Origin of the sequence: Streptomyces sp. NPDC048270, assembly GCF_040652335.1 — a bacterium.
In the GTDB taxonomy this organism is placed as follows: domain Bacteria; phylum Actinomycetota; class Actinomycetes; order Streptomycetales; family Streptomycetaceae; genus Streptomyces.
In genome coordinates this window covers 170,339-186,201 of the sequence record NZ_JBEZLV010000001.1, presented here as the reverse complement: position 1 = coordinate 186,201, position 15,863 = coordinate 170,339, and the positions used below count along the sequence as shown (strand labels likewise).

Annotated in this window: 13 protein-coding genes; 4 read left to right on the top strand and 9 right to left on the bottom strand. The window is 72.4% G+C overall.

Annotated features, from left to right (window positions below; all coding sequences use genetic code 11):
* Positions 1-15: 15 nt before the first annotated feature.
* The 4 genes from AB0D66_RS00760 to AB0D66_RS00745 form a co-directional block, all read right to left on the bottom strand.
* On the bottom strand, positions 16-471 hold the full coding sequence (locus tag AB0D66_RS00760; RefSeq protein WP_362294518.1) for a helix-turn-helix transcriptional regulator: 456 nt from the start codon (positions 469-471) through the stop codon (positions 16-18).
* 275 nt (positions 472-746) lie between these two features.
* The gene (locus AB0D66_RS00755; RefSeq protein ID WP_362294515.1) at positions 747-1,292 is read right to left on the bottom strand and encodes a hypothetical protein; all 546 of its coding nucleotides are present in this window, start codon (positions 1,290-1,292) and stop codon (positions 747-749) included.
* A complete protein-coding gene (locus AB0D66_RS00750) occupies positions 1,289-3,358 on the bottom strand; it encodes a hypothetical protein (protein WP_362294512.1) in 2,070 nt (689 codons plus the stop codon). The genes AB0D66_RS00755 and AB0D66_RS00750 overlap by 4 nt, the downstream gene beginning before the upstream one ends.
* A gap of 37 nt (positions 3,359-3,395) precedes the next feature.
* Positions 3,396-3,830: a hypothetical protein gene (locus tag AB0D66_RS00745; protein ID WP_362294509.1), complete on the bottom strand. Its 435-nt coding sequence runs from the start codon at positions 3,828-3,830 to the stop codon at positions 3,396-3,398.
* Between the two features lie 199 nt (positions 3,831-4,029).
* Here AB0D66_RS00745 and AB0D66_RS00740 point away from each other — a divergent pair, with 199 nt between their 5' ends.
* On the top strand, positions 4,030-5,172 hold the full coding sequence (locus AB0D66_RS00740; protein WP_362294506.1) for a hypothetical protein: 1,143 nt from the start codon (positions 4,030-4,032) through the stop codon (positions 5,170-5,172).
* 9 nt (positions 5,173-5,181) lie between these two features.
* Here the strand turns inward: AB0D66_RS00740 and AB0D66_RS00735 are convergent, their stop codons facing one another.
* Entirely contained in the window at positions 5,182-5,637 is a 456-nt protein-coding gene (locus tag AB0D66_RS00735) for an Lrp/AsnC family transcriptional regulator (protein ID WP_069922347.1), read from the bottom strand.
* 119 nt (positions 5,638-5,756) lie between these two features.
* Between AB0D66_RS00735 and AB0D66_RS00730 the strand changes: the two genes are divergently transcribed.
* The gene (locus tag AB0D66_RS00730; RefSeq protein ID WP_362294502.1) at positions 5,757-6,758 is read left to right on the top strand and encodes an asparaginase; all 1,002 of its coding nucleotides are present in this window, start codon (positions 5,757-5,759) and stop codon (positions 6,756-6,758) included.
* Between the two features lie 307 nt (positions 6,759-7,065).
* On the opposite strand, the gene meaB is transcribed toward AB0D66_RS00730, so the two are convergent.
* Genes meaB through AB0D66_RS00710 form a run of 4 tightly spaced genes read right to left on the bottom strand, consistent with a single transcriptional unit; the run spans position 7,066 to position 13,348 of the window.
* Entirely contained in the window at positions 7,066-8,046 is a 981-nt protein-coding gene (meaB, locus tag AB0D66_RS00725) for a methylmalonyl Co-A mutase-associated GTPase MeaB (protein WP_362294499.1), read from the bottom strand.
* 10 nt (positions 8,047-8,056) lie between these two features.
* On the bottom strand, positions 8,057-10,261 hold the full coding sequence (gene scpA / locus AB0D66_RS00720) for a methylmalonyl-CoA mutase (RefSeq protein WP_362294496.1): 2,205 nt from the start codon (positions 10,259-10,261) through the stop codon (positions 8,057-8,059).
* On the bottom strand, positions 10,258-12,123 hold the full coding sequence (locus AB0D66_RS00715; RefSeq protein WP_362294493.1) for a methylmalonyl-CoA mutase family protein: 1,866 nt from the start codon (positions 12,121-12,123) through the stop codon (positions 10,258-10,260). Before AB0D66_RS00715 ends, scpA begins: the two co-directional genes overlap by 4 nt.
* A 34-nt stretch (positions 12,124-12,157) precedes the next feature.
* Complete coding sequence (locus tag AB0D66_RS00710) at positions 12,158-13,348, bottom strand: ROK family protein (protein WP_362294938.1); 1,191 nt, start codon at positions 13,346-13,348, stop codon at positions 12,158-12,160.
* Positions 13,349-14,244: 896 nt separating this feature from the next.
* Here AB0D66_RS00710 and AB0D66_RS00705 point away from each other — a divergent pair.
* On the top strand, positions 14,245-15,237 hold the full coding sequence (locus AB0D66_RS00705; protein WP_362294490.1) for a TauD/TfdA family dioxygenase: 993 nt from the start codon (positions 14,245-14,247) through the stop codon (positions 15,235-15,237).
* 35 nt (positions 15,238-15,272) lie between these two features.
* Entirely contained in the window at positions 15,273-15,848 is a 576-nt protein-coding gene (gene ssuE / locus AB0D66_RS00700) for an NADPH-dependent FMN reductase (protein WP_362294487.1), read from the top strand.
* The last annotated feature ends 15 nt before the right edge of the window (positions 15,849-15,863 follow it).

Sequence of the window (15,863 nt, the reverse complement as noted above, 5' to 3'; positions counted from 1 at the left end):
CGGTGCGGGCCGGGGTCAGTCGTCCAGGTCGAGGTCCTGCGCGGGGTCGTCGGTGGTGAGACCTTCGAGCTTCCGGGCCTGTTCGATCACGGTGGACAGCATCTTCAGGCTGTCGACGCTCAGCCCGTTGGCGCGCAGGGCCACCTTGCGGACGTCCTGGTCGCGCATGGCGGCGAGGAGGTCGATCTCCGCCCGGGTGCGTTCGGCCGCCGCGCTGTCGACGAAGTAGCCCGCCGGTACGCCGAAGAAGTCGGCCAGGGCCTTGATGGTGTGCCGGGTGGGGTTCCGCTTGGCGCCGGTGCGCAGCTGCTGGATGGCGCTCGCCGTCACCCCGCGCCCCTCGCCGGTCGCGGCCTGGCGGATGCCCTCGGCGACCTCGGCGTAGGTGTAGGGCCCCCGGGACGGGGGGTGCACCACGCGGAAGAGGTGGTCCAGGAGTTGGGCGAAGGTGGGCGACTGGTCATCCTCCACGTACACGACCTCCTTGCGTGAGTGCGAGCCTTTGCCCACCACAGTGTTCCTCGAAGCCCTTGGGGCCGGCACCGACAACACTCTGGTTGACGCCGGACAGTCACTCTGGTGTACGTTACCAATGCTCCGCCGCCACTGGAGTGTCGAGGGGGGGCGGTGGTCGGGACGGGGTCGAGCTTCACGGGGGTGAGCTCGGTCGACCCGAAGCGGCGGATTGCGTGTGCCGTGCCCGGTGGGTGTCTCCGGGCTTGGTCACGCGTATCCCGGCGAGCCCGTCAGCCGCAGTCCAGGGTCTTCAGGGTCTCGGTCATGTAGGTGCGCATGAACGCCTCGACGGCGGGGCGTAGATCGCGCTTGGCCTTGTCGGTGCGTGGGACGCGCACCGTCAGGGTGAAGTGATCGTCGACCGCTGTCCTGCACGGGGCCGTGGCCGTGGCGCCGTCGTTGCCGACCACCGACTCCTCGAAGCCGAGGTCGACCCGGGCGGGTTCCGCCAGCCCCATGACGCTGCTGTCGCGGGAGAGGGCCAGCAGGTCCTTCGGCGCGCCGTTGTGCCAGGCGAACCGGAAGGCCAGCGCTTGCTTGCCGTCCACCATCACCACACAGGGAGCCGTCTTCGGATTCTTCCGATCCACCCGGTTGCCTTCGGTGATCTTCCCGTACGGTTCGAGCAGCGGCCGCGACAGGGTCGCGGGTACGGGCGTGCCGCACAGTGTCTCGGGGACCGCCCGGTCGGCGTCCGCACCGCCGCCGCACGCAGCGAGCGAGGCTGCCAGGACCGCGCCTGCCGCGAACTGCCCCAAGTCCTTGGTGCTCCTCATGCGGCACCACCGCTCGGTGGTGGGGTGACGCGTTTGGCGCGATCGGCGCCGGCCCCGGCGGCCTCGTCTGTCATCTCCTGGTATTCGAGGCGGCTGCCGTCCTTGTCGTGCTGCTTCATCCACTCGTCGGTCAGTGCCATCAGCTGGCCGTTGCGCTTGTACTGCGCGTCGTAGTCCTTGTCCGCGAACTCCTGATCGATGTTCTTCTGCTCGTCCGCCAGCCACTTGTCGACCACGTAGTCGAACCCCGCCTGGACCTCCGCGTCATAGGCGGGCAGGTAGCCGATCGCCGTGTCGAACATCCACTTCTCGTCCCAGGCGGCGGTCTCGGCCGGGCCGACCGCCGCGGTGCGGGCCTCCTCCAGGAAGCCCACCGTGCGCCCGGCCCGCAGCAGCGACTCCTCCGGATGCTTCTGGCCCGCCTCGTGGATCTCGGCGACCATGGCCTGGTTGATCCCGTAGTTCAGGTTCCCGTAGGCCTCCTGGTCCTTGGAGACCTGCTTGATGACCTCGTACATGTCGTTCTGCGGCACCGCCAGGGAGCGCATGTCCACGCTGCTGGTCACCTCGTGCACCGTGCCGGCGTGGTTGACCAGGACGTTCGCCATCGGCTCGCGCAGCGATTCGGGAAGGTCGTCGCCGGCCTTCGCGAACTGGTCGATCGCGTTCTTGAAGACGGCCTTGTTGTCCGCGGTGTGCTCGACGAACTTCGGGTTCTGCGCCGACGGGTCGATGCCGGTGGCGCCGGCCTGCAGCGCGGCGGCGAAGCCCGCCCGGTCGTCCTTGTCGAGGCCGGCGGAGTAGTGGGTGGAGTTGCCGTGCTCGTGAGCCTCCAGCACCACCTCCCAGTTGCGCTCCATGAGGTGCTTCATCCGGTCCTCGTCCTTGAGGTAGGAAGCCGAGGCCTCCGGGTCGTGGCTCATCACGCCGAGCAGGCCGTCCATCGGGTCGTTGGCGAACCAGCCGGTCCGCTCCCCGCTGTACTCGCCGCCCTTCATGACCCAGATGTCGTCCCGGCCCTTCTCCGCCTTCATGATGTCGTCGCCCATGTCGTGCAGGAACTGCTTCGAGTAGTCCCCGCCGCCCTGGCTCATCAGCGTGACCAGTGATTGGTAGCCGTACGCCTTCTCCAGCCGCAGGTCCGTGAAGGAGGTGTTGCGGCGCTCGAGGCCCTCCTTCTGCATGTCGGCCCGGAACTTCTTGTAGACCTCCGACTTCGGGTCCTGCGTCGCCGAGGCGAGCGTGGCCCCCAGGCCCTTCTGCAGATCCGTGTAGTCCGCCTTGTTCGACGGGTTCTTGACATGGATCTGATCGTTGAGCCGGTTCGTCAGCTCGATCGTGCCCTTCGCGCCCAGCCCGTTGATGAACACCTGGCTGAACTCGGGCTTGCCCGAGTTGTCGCGGAAGGACCGCTGCAGCTCCGCCATCTCGGCCGCCGGGATCTTCTCGCCCCCCGCCAGCCGGGTCGCGATGCTCTCCGCGTTCCGCGCTTCGTACACCTCGACGTCGCCCTGCGCCGCGCCGTTGAAGCCGGTGCCGAAGGTGGTGTCGTTCTTCTCGCCGTAGCCGTCCGCGCAAGCCGCCTCCAGTGCGATCCGCACGCCCTGGTCGGCGTCGTCGAGGGCCTTGACCGCGCTTTCTATGTGCTGCGACCAGGAGTTCTCGACGTTCTTCAGGTCCGGGTCGTGCCGGGCGGCGTTGGCCGTGCCCGCGTCCGCCTTGGCGAAGTCGAAGGTGCACCGGCCCTGGTCGGACACCTTCATGCCGGCCTTCACCGCGTCGTCGCGGGCGGACTCGACCTTCTTCTTGAGGTCGGTGAACTGCTCGTGCGCGTCACGCAGCAGGCCGGCGATCGCCTTGGCCTGCGTCTGCGCGGCCGAGTACTCGTAGCGGGTGCCGGCGAAGTTGGTGCGGGCCGCGCCCACGCTCACGCCCGTCCAGGCCTGACCCCCCAGGGTGATCTTCTGGACGCTGTCCCGGTAGCGGTCCTCGATCTTCTTGAACTCCGCGGCCATGTCGTCCCACTTGGCGGCGGTCGTGGCGAGGTGTCCGAAGTCGGTCGTCATGACCTCGTGGTATGTCAGCATCCCTGTCGCCCGCCGCCTAGATTCCGTGCAGTTTCGAGTCCGGGGACGGCTTCAGGATGCCGAAGCCCTCGTTCGTCGCGATGTCGTTGCGCAGGAAAAGGTTCGAGGTCCCGCGCAGCGCGGTCTTCTCCGAGGCGAGCCGGCCCATCAGGCCGGTCACCTGCCGGTCCCAGGTCGTCTGCACCTTCTTCAGCCCGGCCGCCGTGCTCCAGCCGTCGAAGGCCTTGACCGCGCCGTTCGAAGCCTCGTCCGCGTGCTCCGCGGCCTTCTTGGTGCTCGGCTCCAGGTCGTTCTCGATGGTGTTGGCCGCGGCCTTCTTCTCGGCGGGGGTGGAGCCGAAGTCGCCGGTGCCGGGGAGCGACGGGCCGGGGGGCGGGCCGGAGTTCAGCCGCATCGCCGTTCGGTCCGCCGCGGTGGACCTCGCTCGGCCCCAGTCCTCTTCGAACCCCATGGTGGTCCTTCTCCCCCGTCAACCGGTACCCGTCACAGATCAGCACACTTCATCGACGCTATCAGGGCCGCGGGGCGGGGCCCGACGGCTCCTGCTCGTAGTCCAGGGGTGCGATCACGGTCGAACCTGCTTGTCCGTCAGCGCCGTCTGATAAGTCTGTCGGCAGTGGTGATCGAGGTTCAGGGGAATGGAGATGGGGATGGCCGAACAGCCCGTGTTTCTGCTGGGCGAGGGACTGAGCGCGCTGGAGCCGGCCGCTTTCGATACCGAGGTCGAGTTCCAGGCGCTGCTGGCACGCCATCCCCGGATCCTGGACTTCGGCTCGCTCGCCGACGGCCGGCCCCTTCGGCTCTTTCTCGTGGCGCGCGAGATGAGGGTCCCCACCGGGAACGAGAGCGGCTCCACCTACTGGCTGGACCACTTGTTCGTGGACGCGGACGGCGTGCCGACCCTGGTGGAGGTCAAGAGGGCGGCCGACACCCGCATACGGCGGGAAGTCGTGGGCCAGATGCTCGACTACGCGGCCAACGGCGCGCGCTACTGGCCGGCCGCGCTGCTCCAGCGGACCTTCGAGGAGAGCTGCGCGATGGACGGGCGGCCCCTTGAGGACGCCTACCGGGAGTTGCTGGGCGGCCAGTCGCCGGAGGAGTTCTGGGTGACGGTCGAGGAGCGGCTCGCGGCCGGACGGATGCGGCTGCTCTTCGTGGCGGACCGGATCCCTCTGGAGCTCAGGGCCATCGTCGAGTTCCTGAACCGGCAGCTGCGGCAGACCGATGTCTATGCCGTCGAGCTGACCCAGTACCGGGGCAGCGGTGATCACCGTGTGCTCGTCCCGAGGGTCCACGGCGAGGTGGCCACGGCGAACAAGACGCAGTCGGGGTCGGGTCAGGCGGCCCGGAGGTGGACCAGGGCGGACATGGATGCGGCGCTGGAGAGCCGGAGCCCCGAGCAGCGGCAGGCAGCCCTCGCCTTGCTCGATCACGCGGAGTCGGCGGGGCGCACCGTGGGGAACAGGGCCGGATACCCCAGTTTCTCCGTCTACTTCCCGGCCGCGGGAAGGGAGGTTCCGGTCTGGACGCTGTCACTGCGCGAGGATCCGGACCGGGACGACCTCGCCTTCAGCTTCGGATCGATCACCAACCACCTGGGACGCGAGGCGACGTCCGCCTTCGCGGACGCCCTGCCCGAGGTGGAAGGCCTTCGGCAGAAGATCGCGGCGCAGAGGGAGAAGGGCTTCACCGGCTGGCCGGCGGTCTCGCTGGCAGCACTGTCCGCCCGGCCGGGCGCGCTGCGGCAGGTCCTCGCGGCCATCGAGCGGCTGATGGGCGGGGGCGCCCCCTGAGATCGCGGGTCAGCGGGCTACCGGGAGGCCCGTCGGTTCCTTGATGCGCTTCATGATGATCTGGGAGTTGACCTCGGTGACGCCGGAGAGGGCCGTCAGTTTCTCGATCCAGAGGCGTTCGTAAGCGCGCAGGTCCGCCACCGCGATGCGCAGCAGGCAGCCCGGGCTGCCGAAGAGGCGGTAGGCCTCGATGACGTCCGGGATGTCCTGGAGGGCCGCCTCGAAGGCCTCGACCGCTTCGCGGTCGCGGCGGACCTCCACCGAGACGAGCACCTCGAAGCCGCGGCCGACCGCCTCCGGGGAGATCACGGCGCGGTAGCCCTGGATCACCCCGTCCTGCTCGAGCTGGCGTACGCGGCGCATGCAGGGGGAGGGGGTCAGTCCGACCCGCTGGGCGAGTTCCTGGTTGCTCAGGCGGCCGTCCGCCTGGAGCTCGCGCAAGATATCGCGGTCGATGGAGTCCATGGCGCAATTATTGCGTAGTGAATGTTACGGCAGCGGTTGAAGAAGCAATCGCATTGCGCGTAGATCTCTCTATCATTGCCGTTTCAGTACACACGTGCGAGTGAAAGGTGGCCGCGGCCATGGGGCGCATCGTCGTCATCAGCACCGGCGGAACGATAGCCAGCCGTTGGCAGGGCTCCGGATTCGCGGCGGACGCCGACGGCAGCGAGGTCATGGCCACCGCGCCGCTGCCCGAGGGCATCACCGTCGAGGTGGTGGACCTGTTCAGCGTGAACAGCCCGCGGCTCACCACCGCCCACCAGCTCACCCTGCTGCGTACGGTGCACGAGGTGCTCGCCGACCCCGGCGTCGACGGCATCGTCGTCACCCACGGCACGGACACGCTGGAGGAGTCGGCGTTCCTCGTCGACCTGCACCACCACGACGCGCGCTCCGTGGTGTTCACCGGATCGCAGCGGCCCATGGGCACCGCGGACGGGGACGGGCCGGAGAACCTGTACGACGCACTGCTCACCGCCGCCACGACGCGCGGGCTGGGCGTGCTGATCGCGTTCGCGGGGCGGGTGCATGCCGCGCGGGGCACGGTGAAGACGCAGGCGGTCGCGCTGGACGCGTTCGCCGACCCCTCGAAGGAACTGCTCGGGAAGATCGGCTTCGGCAAGGTCGCCATCCTGCGCACGCCGCAGCGGCCGGCGCCGCTGGCGCTGCCGGCCATGCCGGAGCTGCCGCCGCGCGTGGACGTGGTGGTGCACCACGCCGACGGCGACGCCGTGCTGCTGAACGCGGCGGTGGCGGCCGGTGCGCGGGGGGTCGTCCTGGTCGGGACGGGTGCGGGCAATGCGACGCCGGAGATCGTGGACGCGGTGAAGGCCGCTGTGGGGCGCGGGGTGCTGGTCGCGCTGACCACGCGGGTGATGGCCGGGCCGGTCACCGAGATCTACACGCACGGCGGGGCCGTGGACCTGGTGGCGGCCGGTGCGGTGCCGACGGGGACGCTGCGGGCGGGGCAGGCGCGGATCGCCGTGCTGTCGGCGCTGCTCGCCTCCGGCGAGGTTGATGAGCAGGTCCGGATTCTGCGTGAGGTGCTCGGGGCGCCGGGGTCGGTGCTGGTCGGGGCGTAGCCCTGCGGGGCGGCTGCCGGGGCTCCGCCCCAAGGCCCCGCGCCTCAAGCGCCGGCGGGGCTGGGGTGGGCCGCCTGTGGGTCCGGCGTCGTCTGCGGCGCCGCTGCCGGGGCTCCGCCCCGGACCCCGCGCCTCAAGCGCCGGCGGGGCTGGAAGTGGCTGCCGGCAGCCCCGTGTTGGGCTCCGCCCCAAGGCCCCGCGCCTCAAGCGCCGGCGGGGCTGGAAGTGGCTGCCGGCAGCCCCGTGTTGGGCTCCGCCCCGGACCCCGCGCCTCAAGCGCCGGCGGGGCTGGATGCGTCCGCCCGGCTCAGGCGCCGAACGCCGCCAGGAGTTGGTCTGCCGCCGAGGTGGGGGTCACCGTGCCCGCGCGGACCGAGGCTTCCAGGGACGGAGCCAGGGAGCGGACCGCCGGGTTCGCGCGGAGGCGGTCCAGGAGTTCGTCGCGGACCATCGACCAGGTCCACTCCACCTGCTGGGCCGCCCGCTTGGCCGCCAGGCGGCCGTTCGCGTCCAGCAGCCGGCGGTGCTGTTCGAGGCGGTTCCAGATCTCGTCGAGGCCCGCCGACTCCCGGGCGCTGCACGTCAGCACCGGCGGGGTCCATGCCGCGTCCGCCGGGTGCATCAGCCGCAGCGCGCCCGACAGTTCGCGGGCCGCGGCCTTCGCGTCGCGCTCGTGCGGGCCGTCCGCCTTGTTGACCGCCAGGACGTCGGCCAGCTCCAGGACGCCCTTCTTGATGCCCTGCAGCTGGTCGCCCGTACGGGCCAGGGACAGGAGCAGGAAGGAGTCGACCATGCCCGCGACCGTGGTCTCGGACTGGCCGACGCCCACCGTCTCGACGAGGACCACGTCGTAGCCCGCCGCCTCCATGACGATCATCGACTCGCGGGTGGCCTTCGCGACCCCGCCCAGGGTCCCGGCGGACGGCGAGGGCCGGACGAACGCCGCCGGGTCCACGGCGAGCCGCTCCATCCGCGTCTTGTCGCCCAGGATGGAGCCGCCCGTGCGCTTGGAGGACGGGTCCACCGCCAGGACCGCGACCCGGTGGCTCAGCCCCGTCAGCATCGTGCCGAACGCGTCGATGAAGGTGGACTTGCCCACCCCCGGCACCCCGCTGATCCCGATCCGGCGCGCCTTCCCCGCATGGGGGAGGAGCTCCGCCAACAACGCCTGCGCCAGCGCCCGGTGGGCGGGCAGCGTGGACTCGACGAGGGTGATCGCCCGCGCGATGAACGAGCGCTTCCCGTCGAGCACGCCCTTCGCGTACGCCTCGATGTCGATCTTCGGCACCCGCGGCCGCCTACAGCTCGTGGCCCAGGTCCGCGGCCAGCCGCGTCACCAGGTCGTGGGCCGCGTCGGGGATGACCGTTCCCGGCGGGAACACCGCCGTCGCGCCCATCTCCAGGAGCGTCGGCACGTCGGCCGGCGGGATGACCCCGCCCACGACGATCATGATGTCCTCGCGGCCCTCCTCCGCCAACTGCTCGCGCAGCGCCGGTACGAGGGTCAGGTGGCCGGCCGCGAGGGAGGAGACGCCCACGACGTGGACGTCGGCCTCGACGGCCTGGCGGGCCACCTCCGCCGGGGTCTGGAACAGCGGGCCGACGTCCACGTCGAAGCCCAGGTCGGCGAAGGCGGTCGCGATCACCTTCTGGCCGCGGTCGTGGCCGTCCTGGCCCATCTTGGCGACCAGGATGCGCGGCCGGCGGCCCTCCGCCTCCTCGAAGCGGTCGACGAGCGCACGGGTGCGCTCCACGGACGGGGACTCGCCTGCTTCGGTGCGGTACACACCCGAGATCGTACGGATCTGGCTCGCGTGCCGTCCGTACACCTTCTCCAGTGCGTCCGAGATCTCACCCACGGTGGCCTTGGCGCGCGCCGCGTCCACCGCCAGGGCGAGGAGGTTGCCCTCCAGCCCCTGCCCCGCAGAACCCCGCTCCGCCGCGTTCGTCAGCGCCCGCAGCGCGTCCTGCGTGACCGCCTCGTCGCGCTCCTCGCGCAGCCGGCGCAGCTTGGCGATCTGCTGGGAGCGCACCGAGGAGTTGTCGACCTTCAGGACGTCGATCGCCTCGTCGTTCTCCACGCGGTACTTGTTCACGCCGATCACCGGCTGCCGGCCCGAGTCGATCCGCGCCTGCGTCCGGGCCGCGGCCTCCTCGACGCGCAGCTTCGGGATGCCCGCGTCGATGGCCTGTGCCATGCCGCCGGCCGCCTCGACCTCCTCGATGTGCTGCCAGGCCCGCCGCGCCAGGTCGTACGTCAGCTTCTCGACGTACGCGCTGCCGCCCCACGGGTCGATCGACCGGCAGGTCCCCGACTCCTGCTGGAGCAGCAGCTGGGTGTTGCGGGCGATGCGCGCCGAGAAGTCCGTCGGCAGCGCGAGCGCCTCGTCGAGGGCGTTGGTGTGCAGCGACTGGGTGTGGCCCTGGGTCGCGGCCATCGCCTCGATGCACGTGCGCGTGACGTTGTTGAACACGTCCTGGGCGGTCAGCGACCACCCCGAGGTCTGCGAATGGGTGCGCAGCGAAAGCGACTTGGCGTTCTGCGGGTCGAACTGCCTGACCAGGCGCGCCCACAGCAGGCGGGCGGCGCGCAGCTTCGCGACCTCCATGAAGAAGTTCATGCCGATCGCCCAGAAGAAGGACAGGCGCGGCGCGAACGCGTCCACGTTCAGCCCGACGGCCTGGCCGGCCCGCAGGTACTCCACGCCGTCGGCGAGGGTGTACGCGAGCTCCAGGTCGGCCGTGGCCCCGGCCTCCTGGATGTGGTAGCCGGAGATGGAGATCGAGTTGTAGCGCGGCATCTTCTGCGAGGTGAACGAGAAGATGTCGGAGATGATCCGCATCGAGGGCTTGGGCGGGTAGATGTAGGTGTTGCGGACCATGAACTCCTTGAGGATGTCGTTCTGGATGGTCCCGGCGAGCTTGTCGGGGGAGACGCCCTGCTCCTCCGCCGCCACGATGTAGAGGGCGAGGACGGGCAGCACCGCGCCGTTCATCGTCATCGACACCGACATCTTGTCCAGCGGGATCCCGTCGAACAGCTGGCGCATGTCGTAGATCGAGTCGATCGCCACGCCCGCCATGCCGACGTCGCCGGTCACGCGCGGGTGGTCGCTGTCGTAGCCGCGGTGCGTCGGCAGGTCGAAGGCCACCGACAGGCCCTTCTGGCCGGCGGCCAGATTGCGCCGGTAGAAGGCGTTCGACTCCTCGGCCGTGGAGAAGCCGGCGTACTGCCGGATCGTCCAGGGCTGGTTGACGTACATCGTCGGGTACGGGCCGCGCAGGTACGGGGCCACGCCCGGGTACGTCTCGAGGAAGTCCAGGCCCTCCACGTCGCGGCCGGTGTAGAGCGGCTTGACGCCGATGCCCTCGGGGGTCTCCCACAGCAGGTCCGCGGCCGCGGTGCCGGTGGACTCCTTCACCGAGGCGCGCCACTGGTCCTCGGAGATCCCGGCGGCGGCGGTGGGGCCGAGCGCCAGCTCGGAGAAATCGGGGATGCTCAAGACGGCACTCCCATCCGGTCGAGTACGGAGGACAGCACGGCGACGGCGTCACAGCCGGCGAAGACGTACTCGTCCACGGAAGCCTCTGCGGTGCCGGGCCTGCCGGCGAGGAACACGGTCGTGGCGCCCGCCGCGCGCAGCGCGCCGGCCACCGCCTCGGCGTGCTCCTCGTACAGCGCGTCGCTGGAGCAGAGCACCGCCATGCCGTCCGCGCCGCTCGCGGCGTAGGCCTCGGCGGCCGTGGCCGCGTCCACCGACACGGGGTCGTGCACCGGTTCGATGCCGCCCGCCTGGAAGAGGTTCGAGGCGAAGGTGGCGCGGGCGGTGTGCGCGGCCGCCGGGCCCAGTGCGGCCAGGAAGATCCGCGGCCGGGCGCCGGTCGCGGCCAGGTGCGCGTCGCTGCGGGTGCGCAGGGCCTCGTACGCCTCGTCGCGCCGCACGCGCGGCAGGCCGCCGGCGGGCGCGGGCGGCGCGCTCTCGCGCACCACCGGCTTCTCCGACAGCAGCGGGAACTCGCTGACTCCGGTGATCGGTTCGCGGCGCTTGGCCAGCTTCTTCGAGCGGGCGGCCCAGGTGGTCGCGAGCCGCTCGGCGACCAGCCCGGAGCGCAGGGCGGCGGCCTGGCCGCCGGCCTTCTCCAGGGTCTGGAAGAACTCCCAGGCGGCGTGCGCCAGTTCGTCCGTGAGCCGCTCGACGTAGTACGAGCCGCCGGCCGGGTCGATCACGCGGGCCAGGTGGGACTCCTCCAGCAGGATGGTGGAGGTGTTGCGGGCGATCCGGCGCGCGAAGGCGTCGGGCAGGCCCAGTTCGTGGTCGAAGGGGAGTACGGTCACCGCGTCCGCGCCGCCGACGCCCGCGGCCATGCAGGCCACGGTGGTGCGCAGCATGTTCACCCAGGGGTCACGGCGCGTCATCATCACGGGCGAGGTCACCGCGTGCTGGTACTGGGCGCCGGCCGCCGGGGCCCCCGAGGCCTCGGCGACGCGGGACCACAGGCGGCGCGCGGCGCGCAGCTTGGCGATGGTGAGGAACTGGTCGGCGGTGGCCGCGTAGCGGAACTCCAGCTGGCCCAGGGCCGCTTCGGTGTCCAGGCCGGCCTCGGTGAGGGCGCGCAGGTACGCGACTGCGGTGGCCAGCGACAGCGCCAGCTCCTCGGCGGCGCTGCCGCCGGCCTCGTGGTAGGGCAGGGCGTCGACCGTCAGGGCCCGGACCCCGGGCCAGCCGGCGGCGGCCTCCAGGGCCAGCTCCACGGCGCCCGCCGGGTCGAGGGCCTCACCGGTGCGGGCCTCGTGGCCCAGCGGGTCGGCGCCGAGGGAGGCCCGCGCGGCCTCGGGGGAGACGCCGCGCGCGGCGTACAGGGCCAGGAGCGTACGGGCGGCCTCGGCGTAGTCGGCTCCGGCGTCCAGGACGACCGGGGCGAGGTCGAGGTAGACCCCCTCCAGGGCGCGGTCGAGACCGTCGGCCGGGATGCCGGAGCGGCCCGTGGTCAGCCAGAGGGAGGTGACCCCGTTCTCCAGGTCGGCGAGCGCCGCCTCGTTCAGGCGCGCCGGATCGGTGCCCGCGAGGCGCTGGCGCACGTCCCAGCCGTTCGCGGTGGTGCCCTCCGGCCTGCCGCCCCGTACAAAGGGGGCGAATCCGGGGAAACCGGTATCGGCGGCCGACCCGTCGGGTGGCGCGGTGTACAGCGGGCGGGTGGTGAGCCCGTCCTCGAGCTGGGTGGACAACGCTTCTTCAGCGGCCTCGCCGGAGGCTTCCTTGCCCGACTTGCGCAGTACGCCTTCTACAAGGCGCTGCCACTGCTCATGTGTCGCGACAGGGAACTCGGCGGCCAGGGAGAGCCCGTCGTCAGGCAGGACCGTCATGGCCTCGAATGTAGGGGAGGACGCTCAAGTGGCACTATACCGACGGGTGTGATCTCGCCCTCTCATCTGAGCGGCAGGGGTCCCGGAACACCCGGCTGAGCAGCACCGTTGCGGCCGCTTCCGGGAGCACGGCCGGGCCCGCGTGGGGAATCACGATCCGCCGCGGGTCGTCGCAGACGTGCGAGAGGGCCGTCGCGGCGGTGCGGATCTCCTCGAGATATCCCTCGTCGAGGACGCTCGACAGCTCGGTCACCACCATGAGCGCCGGATTGAAGACATCCAACAGAAGGGCCGCCGCGCGGCCCACGGCGCGGGCGCGCTCGCGCAGCAGCCGGTCGGCGCGCGGGTCGCCGGTGGCGGCCGCGTCCACCAGCAGGGGGACCGAGGGGTCCGGCACGATGCCCCGGCGCACCGCCTCGGCGCCCAGCGCGGTGTCGGACGCGGTCGCCTGCAGGCAGCCCGTACGTCCGCACGCGCAGGGGGCCGCCGACCCGGGCACCGGCAGGTGCGCCACGTCCCCGGCGGCGGATCCCGGGCCCTGGTGCACGGTCCCCTCGATCCCGAAGGCGGCGTCGACGACGTTGCCGATGAACAGGTGCACCAGGCTGCCGCGGGCTTCGGGCCGGCCGAACAGGATCTCGGCCCGGGCGACGGCCCGGGCGTGGTTGTCGACCCGCACCGGCAGCCCGAGCACGGCGGACAGCTCGGCGCCGAGCGGCTTGTGCCGCCACCGCAGCACCGGGTGGTGCACGACCGTCCCCTCGTCGGGGCGGATCCACCCGCCCAGGGCCGCCCCGACCCCCAACAGCGGCCGCCCGGAGTCGAACTCGGCCAGGAACCGGCCCAGTCCGACGGCGATCTCGCCGGACAGGCCGGCCGGGGGGCGGCCCTCGTGGGGGAAGGCCCGCCGGGCCAGCAGCCGGCCCCGGAGGTCGACGAGGCTGAAGGTCGAGGAGGGCACGCCGATGTGCAGCCCGGCGGCGACCGGCCCCCCGACGGCCCCGGTGTGCAGGTCCAGCGGGATCCGCGGCCGCCCCACCCCGTCGGCGGGGCCGGGGAGCTCGCGCAGCAGTCCGCCGCGCAGCAGCGCGGTGGTCTGCCGGGAGACGGCGGCGGGGCTCAGCCCGCACAGGCCGGCGATGCCGCCCCGGGCGACGGGCCCGTGCTCCAGGACCGTCCGCAGCACGGTGGCGGCGTTGGTCGCCGCACGACTGTCACCGGGCATGCGCGTCACGGGGTCTCCTCGGGGCGGGGTCTGCCCCGATCATGCCTGGTCCCGGCCGGGGCCGGGCGTGGAGTGCGGAGCCGGCCCCCCGCACCCCGCGCGGCGCCGGCCGCATCCGGCGAACGCGTGGCGGCCTCGTTGCGGGGGCATGAAATCCGGCCACGGTTTCCGGCCGCCCGGCCGGGTTTGCGTACGGCTCCCGGATGAGGGGAAAGCCCAGGTCGTAGGGGGTGCGCGGGGGTGTCCGGAGGTTCGGGGAGCGAGGTTTCCGGGGGCCTTCGGCGGGGGTTGACCGGGGGCGGGGGCGCTGTCAGGCTCCGAGCCATGACCGCGAACGCACTTCTCGTCCCGCGGCTCCACACCTCCGGCCTCTGTACCGTGCCCGGCGGGTGTCCGGGCCGCTGTCCGGCCCCGCACCGCGCCTGAGCCCCGGCCGCTCGAGGGTCCACGGCTCGACCACTCCGGGGTCCACGGCCAGGTCGCCCCAGGGTCCACGGCCAGGCCGCCCCAGGGTCCACGGCCAGGCCGTTCCGGGGTCCACGGCCAGGCCGCTCCGGGCCGCCGCGGCCCGCGGGCCCGTCCGGTCCACCCGGTCCGTCCGGTCCACCCGGCCCGAACGGTCCACCCGGTCCGTCCGGTCCACCCGGCCCGAACGGTCCACCCGGCCCGTCCGGTCCACCCGGCCCGTCCGGTCCACCCGGCCCGTCCGGTCCACCCGGTCCGTCCGGTGCCCCCGCGGCCGCCGGTTCCCCGGGCCCGGCCCGCGCGTCCCCCCACCCGCACCGCGTCCCGCCACCGCCTCGTACTGCGCTGCCCCCTGCCCTCCGGGCCGCCCCGCACCTCCATTTCTTCCGCTGCGGAAATAACTCGCCCGCATCCTTGCCCAGGGAGTTCTCATGGCCACTGCCACCCTCACCTCCGTCACCGTCACCAAGATCGGCGGCCGCATCGGGGCCGAGCTCGGCAACGTGCGGCTCGGCGGGGACCTGCCCGCCGAGACCGTCGCCGAGATCCGCGCCGCGCTCCTCGCCCACAAGGTCGTCTTCTTCCGCGGCCAGGACCACCTCGACGAAGCCGGCCACGAGGCCTTCGCCCAGCTGCTCGGCGCCCCCGTCGCACACCCCACCGTGCCGTCCGCGGACGGCCGTTACGCCCTCGGCATCGACTCCCACCACGGCGCCCGCGCCAACCAGTGGCACACCGACGTCACCTTCGTCCCCGCCTACCCGGCCTTCTCCATCCTGCGCGCCGTGACCATCCCCCCGTACGGCGGCAACACCCTGTGGGCCAACACCGCCACCGCCTACGCCCACCTCCCGGAGCCGCTGCGCGCCCTCGCCGACGGCCTGCGCGCCGTCCACTCCAACGAGTACGACTACGCCGCCCTGCGGCCCGACGCGCTGCCCGAGGCGCTGGCCCAGTACCGCGAGGTCTTCACCTCCACGAAGTTCCTCACCGAGCACCCGGTGGTCCGCGTCCACCCCGAGACCGGCGAACGCACCCTGCTGCTCGGCAACTTCGTCCAGCGCATCAAGGGCCTCACCGGCCGCGACTCCCGTGTGCTCCAGGACCTCTTCCAGGCCCACATCGAAAGCCCCGAGAACACGGTGCGCTGGCAGTGGCAGCCGGGCGACGTCGCGATCTGGGACAACCGCGCCACCCAGCACTACGGCGTGGACGACTCCGACGACCACGAGCGGACCCTGCGCCGCGTCACCGTCGACGGCGACGTCCCGGTCGGCCCCGACGGCGAGCCCTCCCGCCTGCTCAGCCCTGCGAGCGTCCCGGACCCGGCCTTCGGCATCCCCTCGGGAGCCTCCGCGGCCGGATCCGCAGGAGCCCCTGCGGCCGCCGGAGCCGCGGCCCCGGCCGCCGCCCCCACCGCCTGACCGTCCGCTCCCCGTACGACACCCAAGGAGCCCCCGTGCCCCAGCTGCTCGCCATCACCGGCAGTCCCTCCGCCCACTCCCGCACGGCCGTCGTCGCCGAACACGTACTGCGCCGCCTGGCCCACGCCGGCTTCACCACCGGGCACCTGTCCGTACGCGAACTGCCCGCCGCCGACCTGCTGGCCGCCCGCCGCGGCGAGCCCGAGATCCGCCGGGGCCTGGAGGCCGTCGCCGAAGCCGACGGCATCGTCATCGCGACCCCCGTCTACAAGGCCTCGTACACCGGACTGCTCAAGGCCTTCCTCGACCTGCTCCCACAGGACGGCCTCGCCGGCAAGACCGTGTTCCCGCTCGTCACCGGCGGCAGCCTCGCCCACGTCCTGGCCATCGACTACGCCCTGCGCCCCGTGCTCTCCGCCCTCGGCGCCCGGCACGTCACGGCCGGGCGGTTCGTCCTCGACTCCTCCGTCGAGCGCGGCTCCGGCCCCGACCGGCTGCGCCCCGAGGCCGAACTGGACCTCTTCCAGGCCGTCGACGAGTTCGCGGCCGCCCTGCGCGGCGCCGCTCCGCACGCCGCCGCGCACCCGACCGCGCTCGCGGCCACCCCGTAACCCCCCGGCCGCCCC

Bases quoted from the DNA above. Each gene is read 5' to 3' on its own strand.
- AB0D66_RS00755 (WP_362294515.1), bottom strand. From the start codon at position 1,292: ATGAGGAGCACCAAGGACTTGGGGCAGTTCGCGGCAGGCGCGGTCCTG.
- AB0D66_RS00750 (WP_362294512.1), bottom strand. From the start codon at position 3,358: ATGACGACCGACTTCGGACACCTCGCCACGACCGCCGCCAAGTGGGAC.
- AB0D66_RS00745 (WP_362294509.1), bottom strand. From the start codon at position 3,830: ATGGGGTTCGAAGAGGACTGGGGCCGAGCGAGGTCCACCGCGGCGGAC.
- AB0D66_RS00740 (WP_362294506.1), top strand. From the start codon at position 4,030: ATGGCCGAACAGCCCGTGTTTCTGCTGGGCGAGGGACTGAGCGCGCTG.
- AB0D66_RS00735 (WP_069922347.1), bottom strand. From the start codon at position 5,637: ATGGACTCCATCGACCGCGATATCTTGCGCGAGCTCCAGGCGGACGGC.
- AB0D66_RS00730 (WP_362294502.1), top strand. From the start codon at position 5,757: ATGGGGCGCATCGTCGTCATCAGCACCGGCGGAACGATAGCCAGCCGT.
- AB0D66_RS00715 (WP_362294493.1), bottom strand. From the start codon at position 12,123: ATGACGGTCCTGCCTGACGACGGGCTCTCCCTGGCCGCCGAGTTCCCT.
- AB0D66_RS00710 (WP_362294938.1), bottom strand. From the start codon at position 13,348: ATGCCCGGTGACAGTCGTGCGGCGACCAACGCCGCCACCGTGCTGCGG.
- AB0D66_RS00705 (WP_362294490.1), top strand. From the start codon at position 14,245: ATGGCCACTGCCACCCTCACCTCCGTCACCGTCACCAAGATCGGCGGC.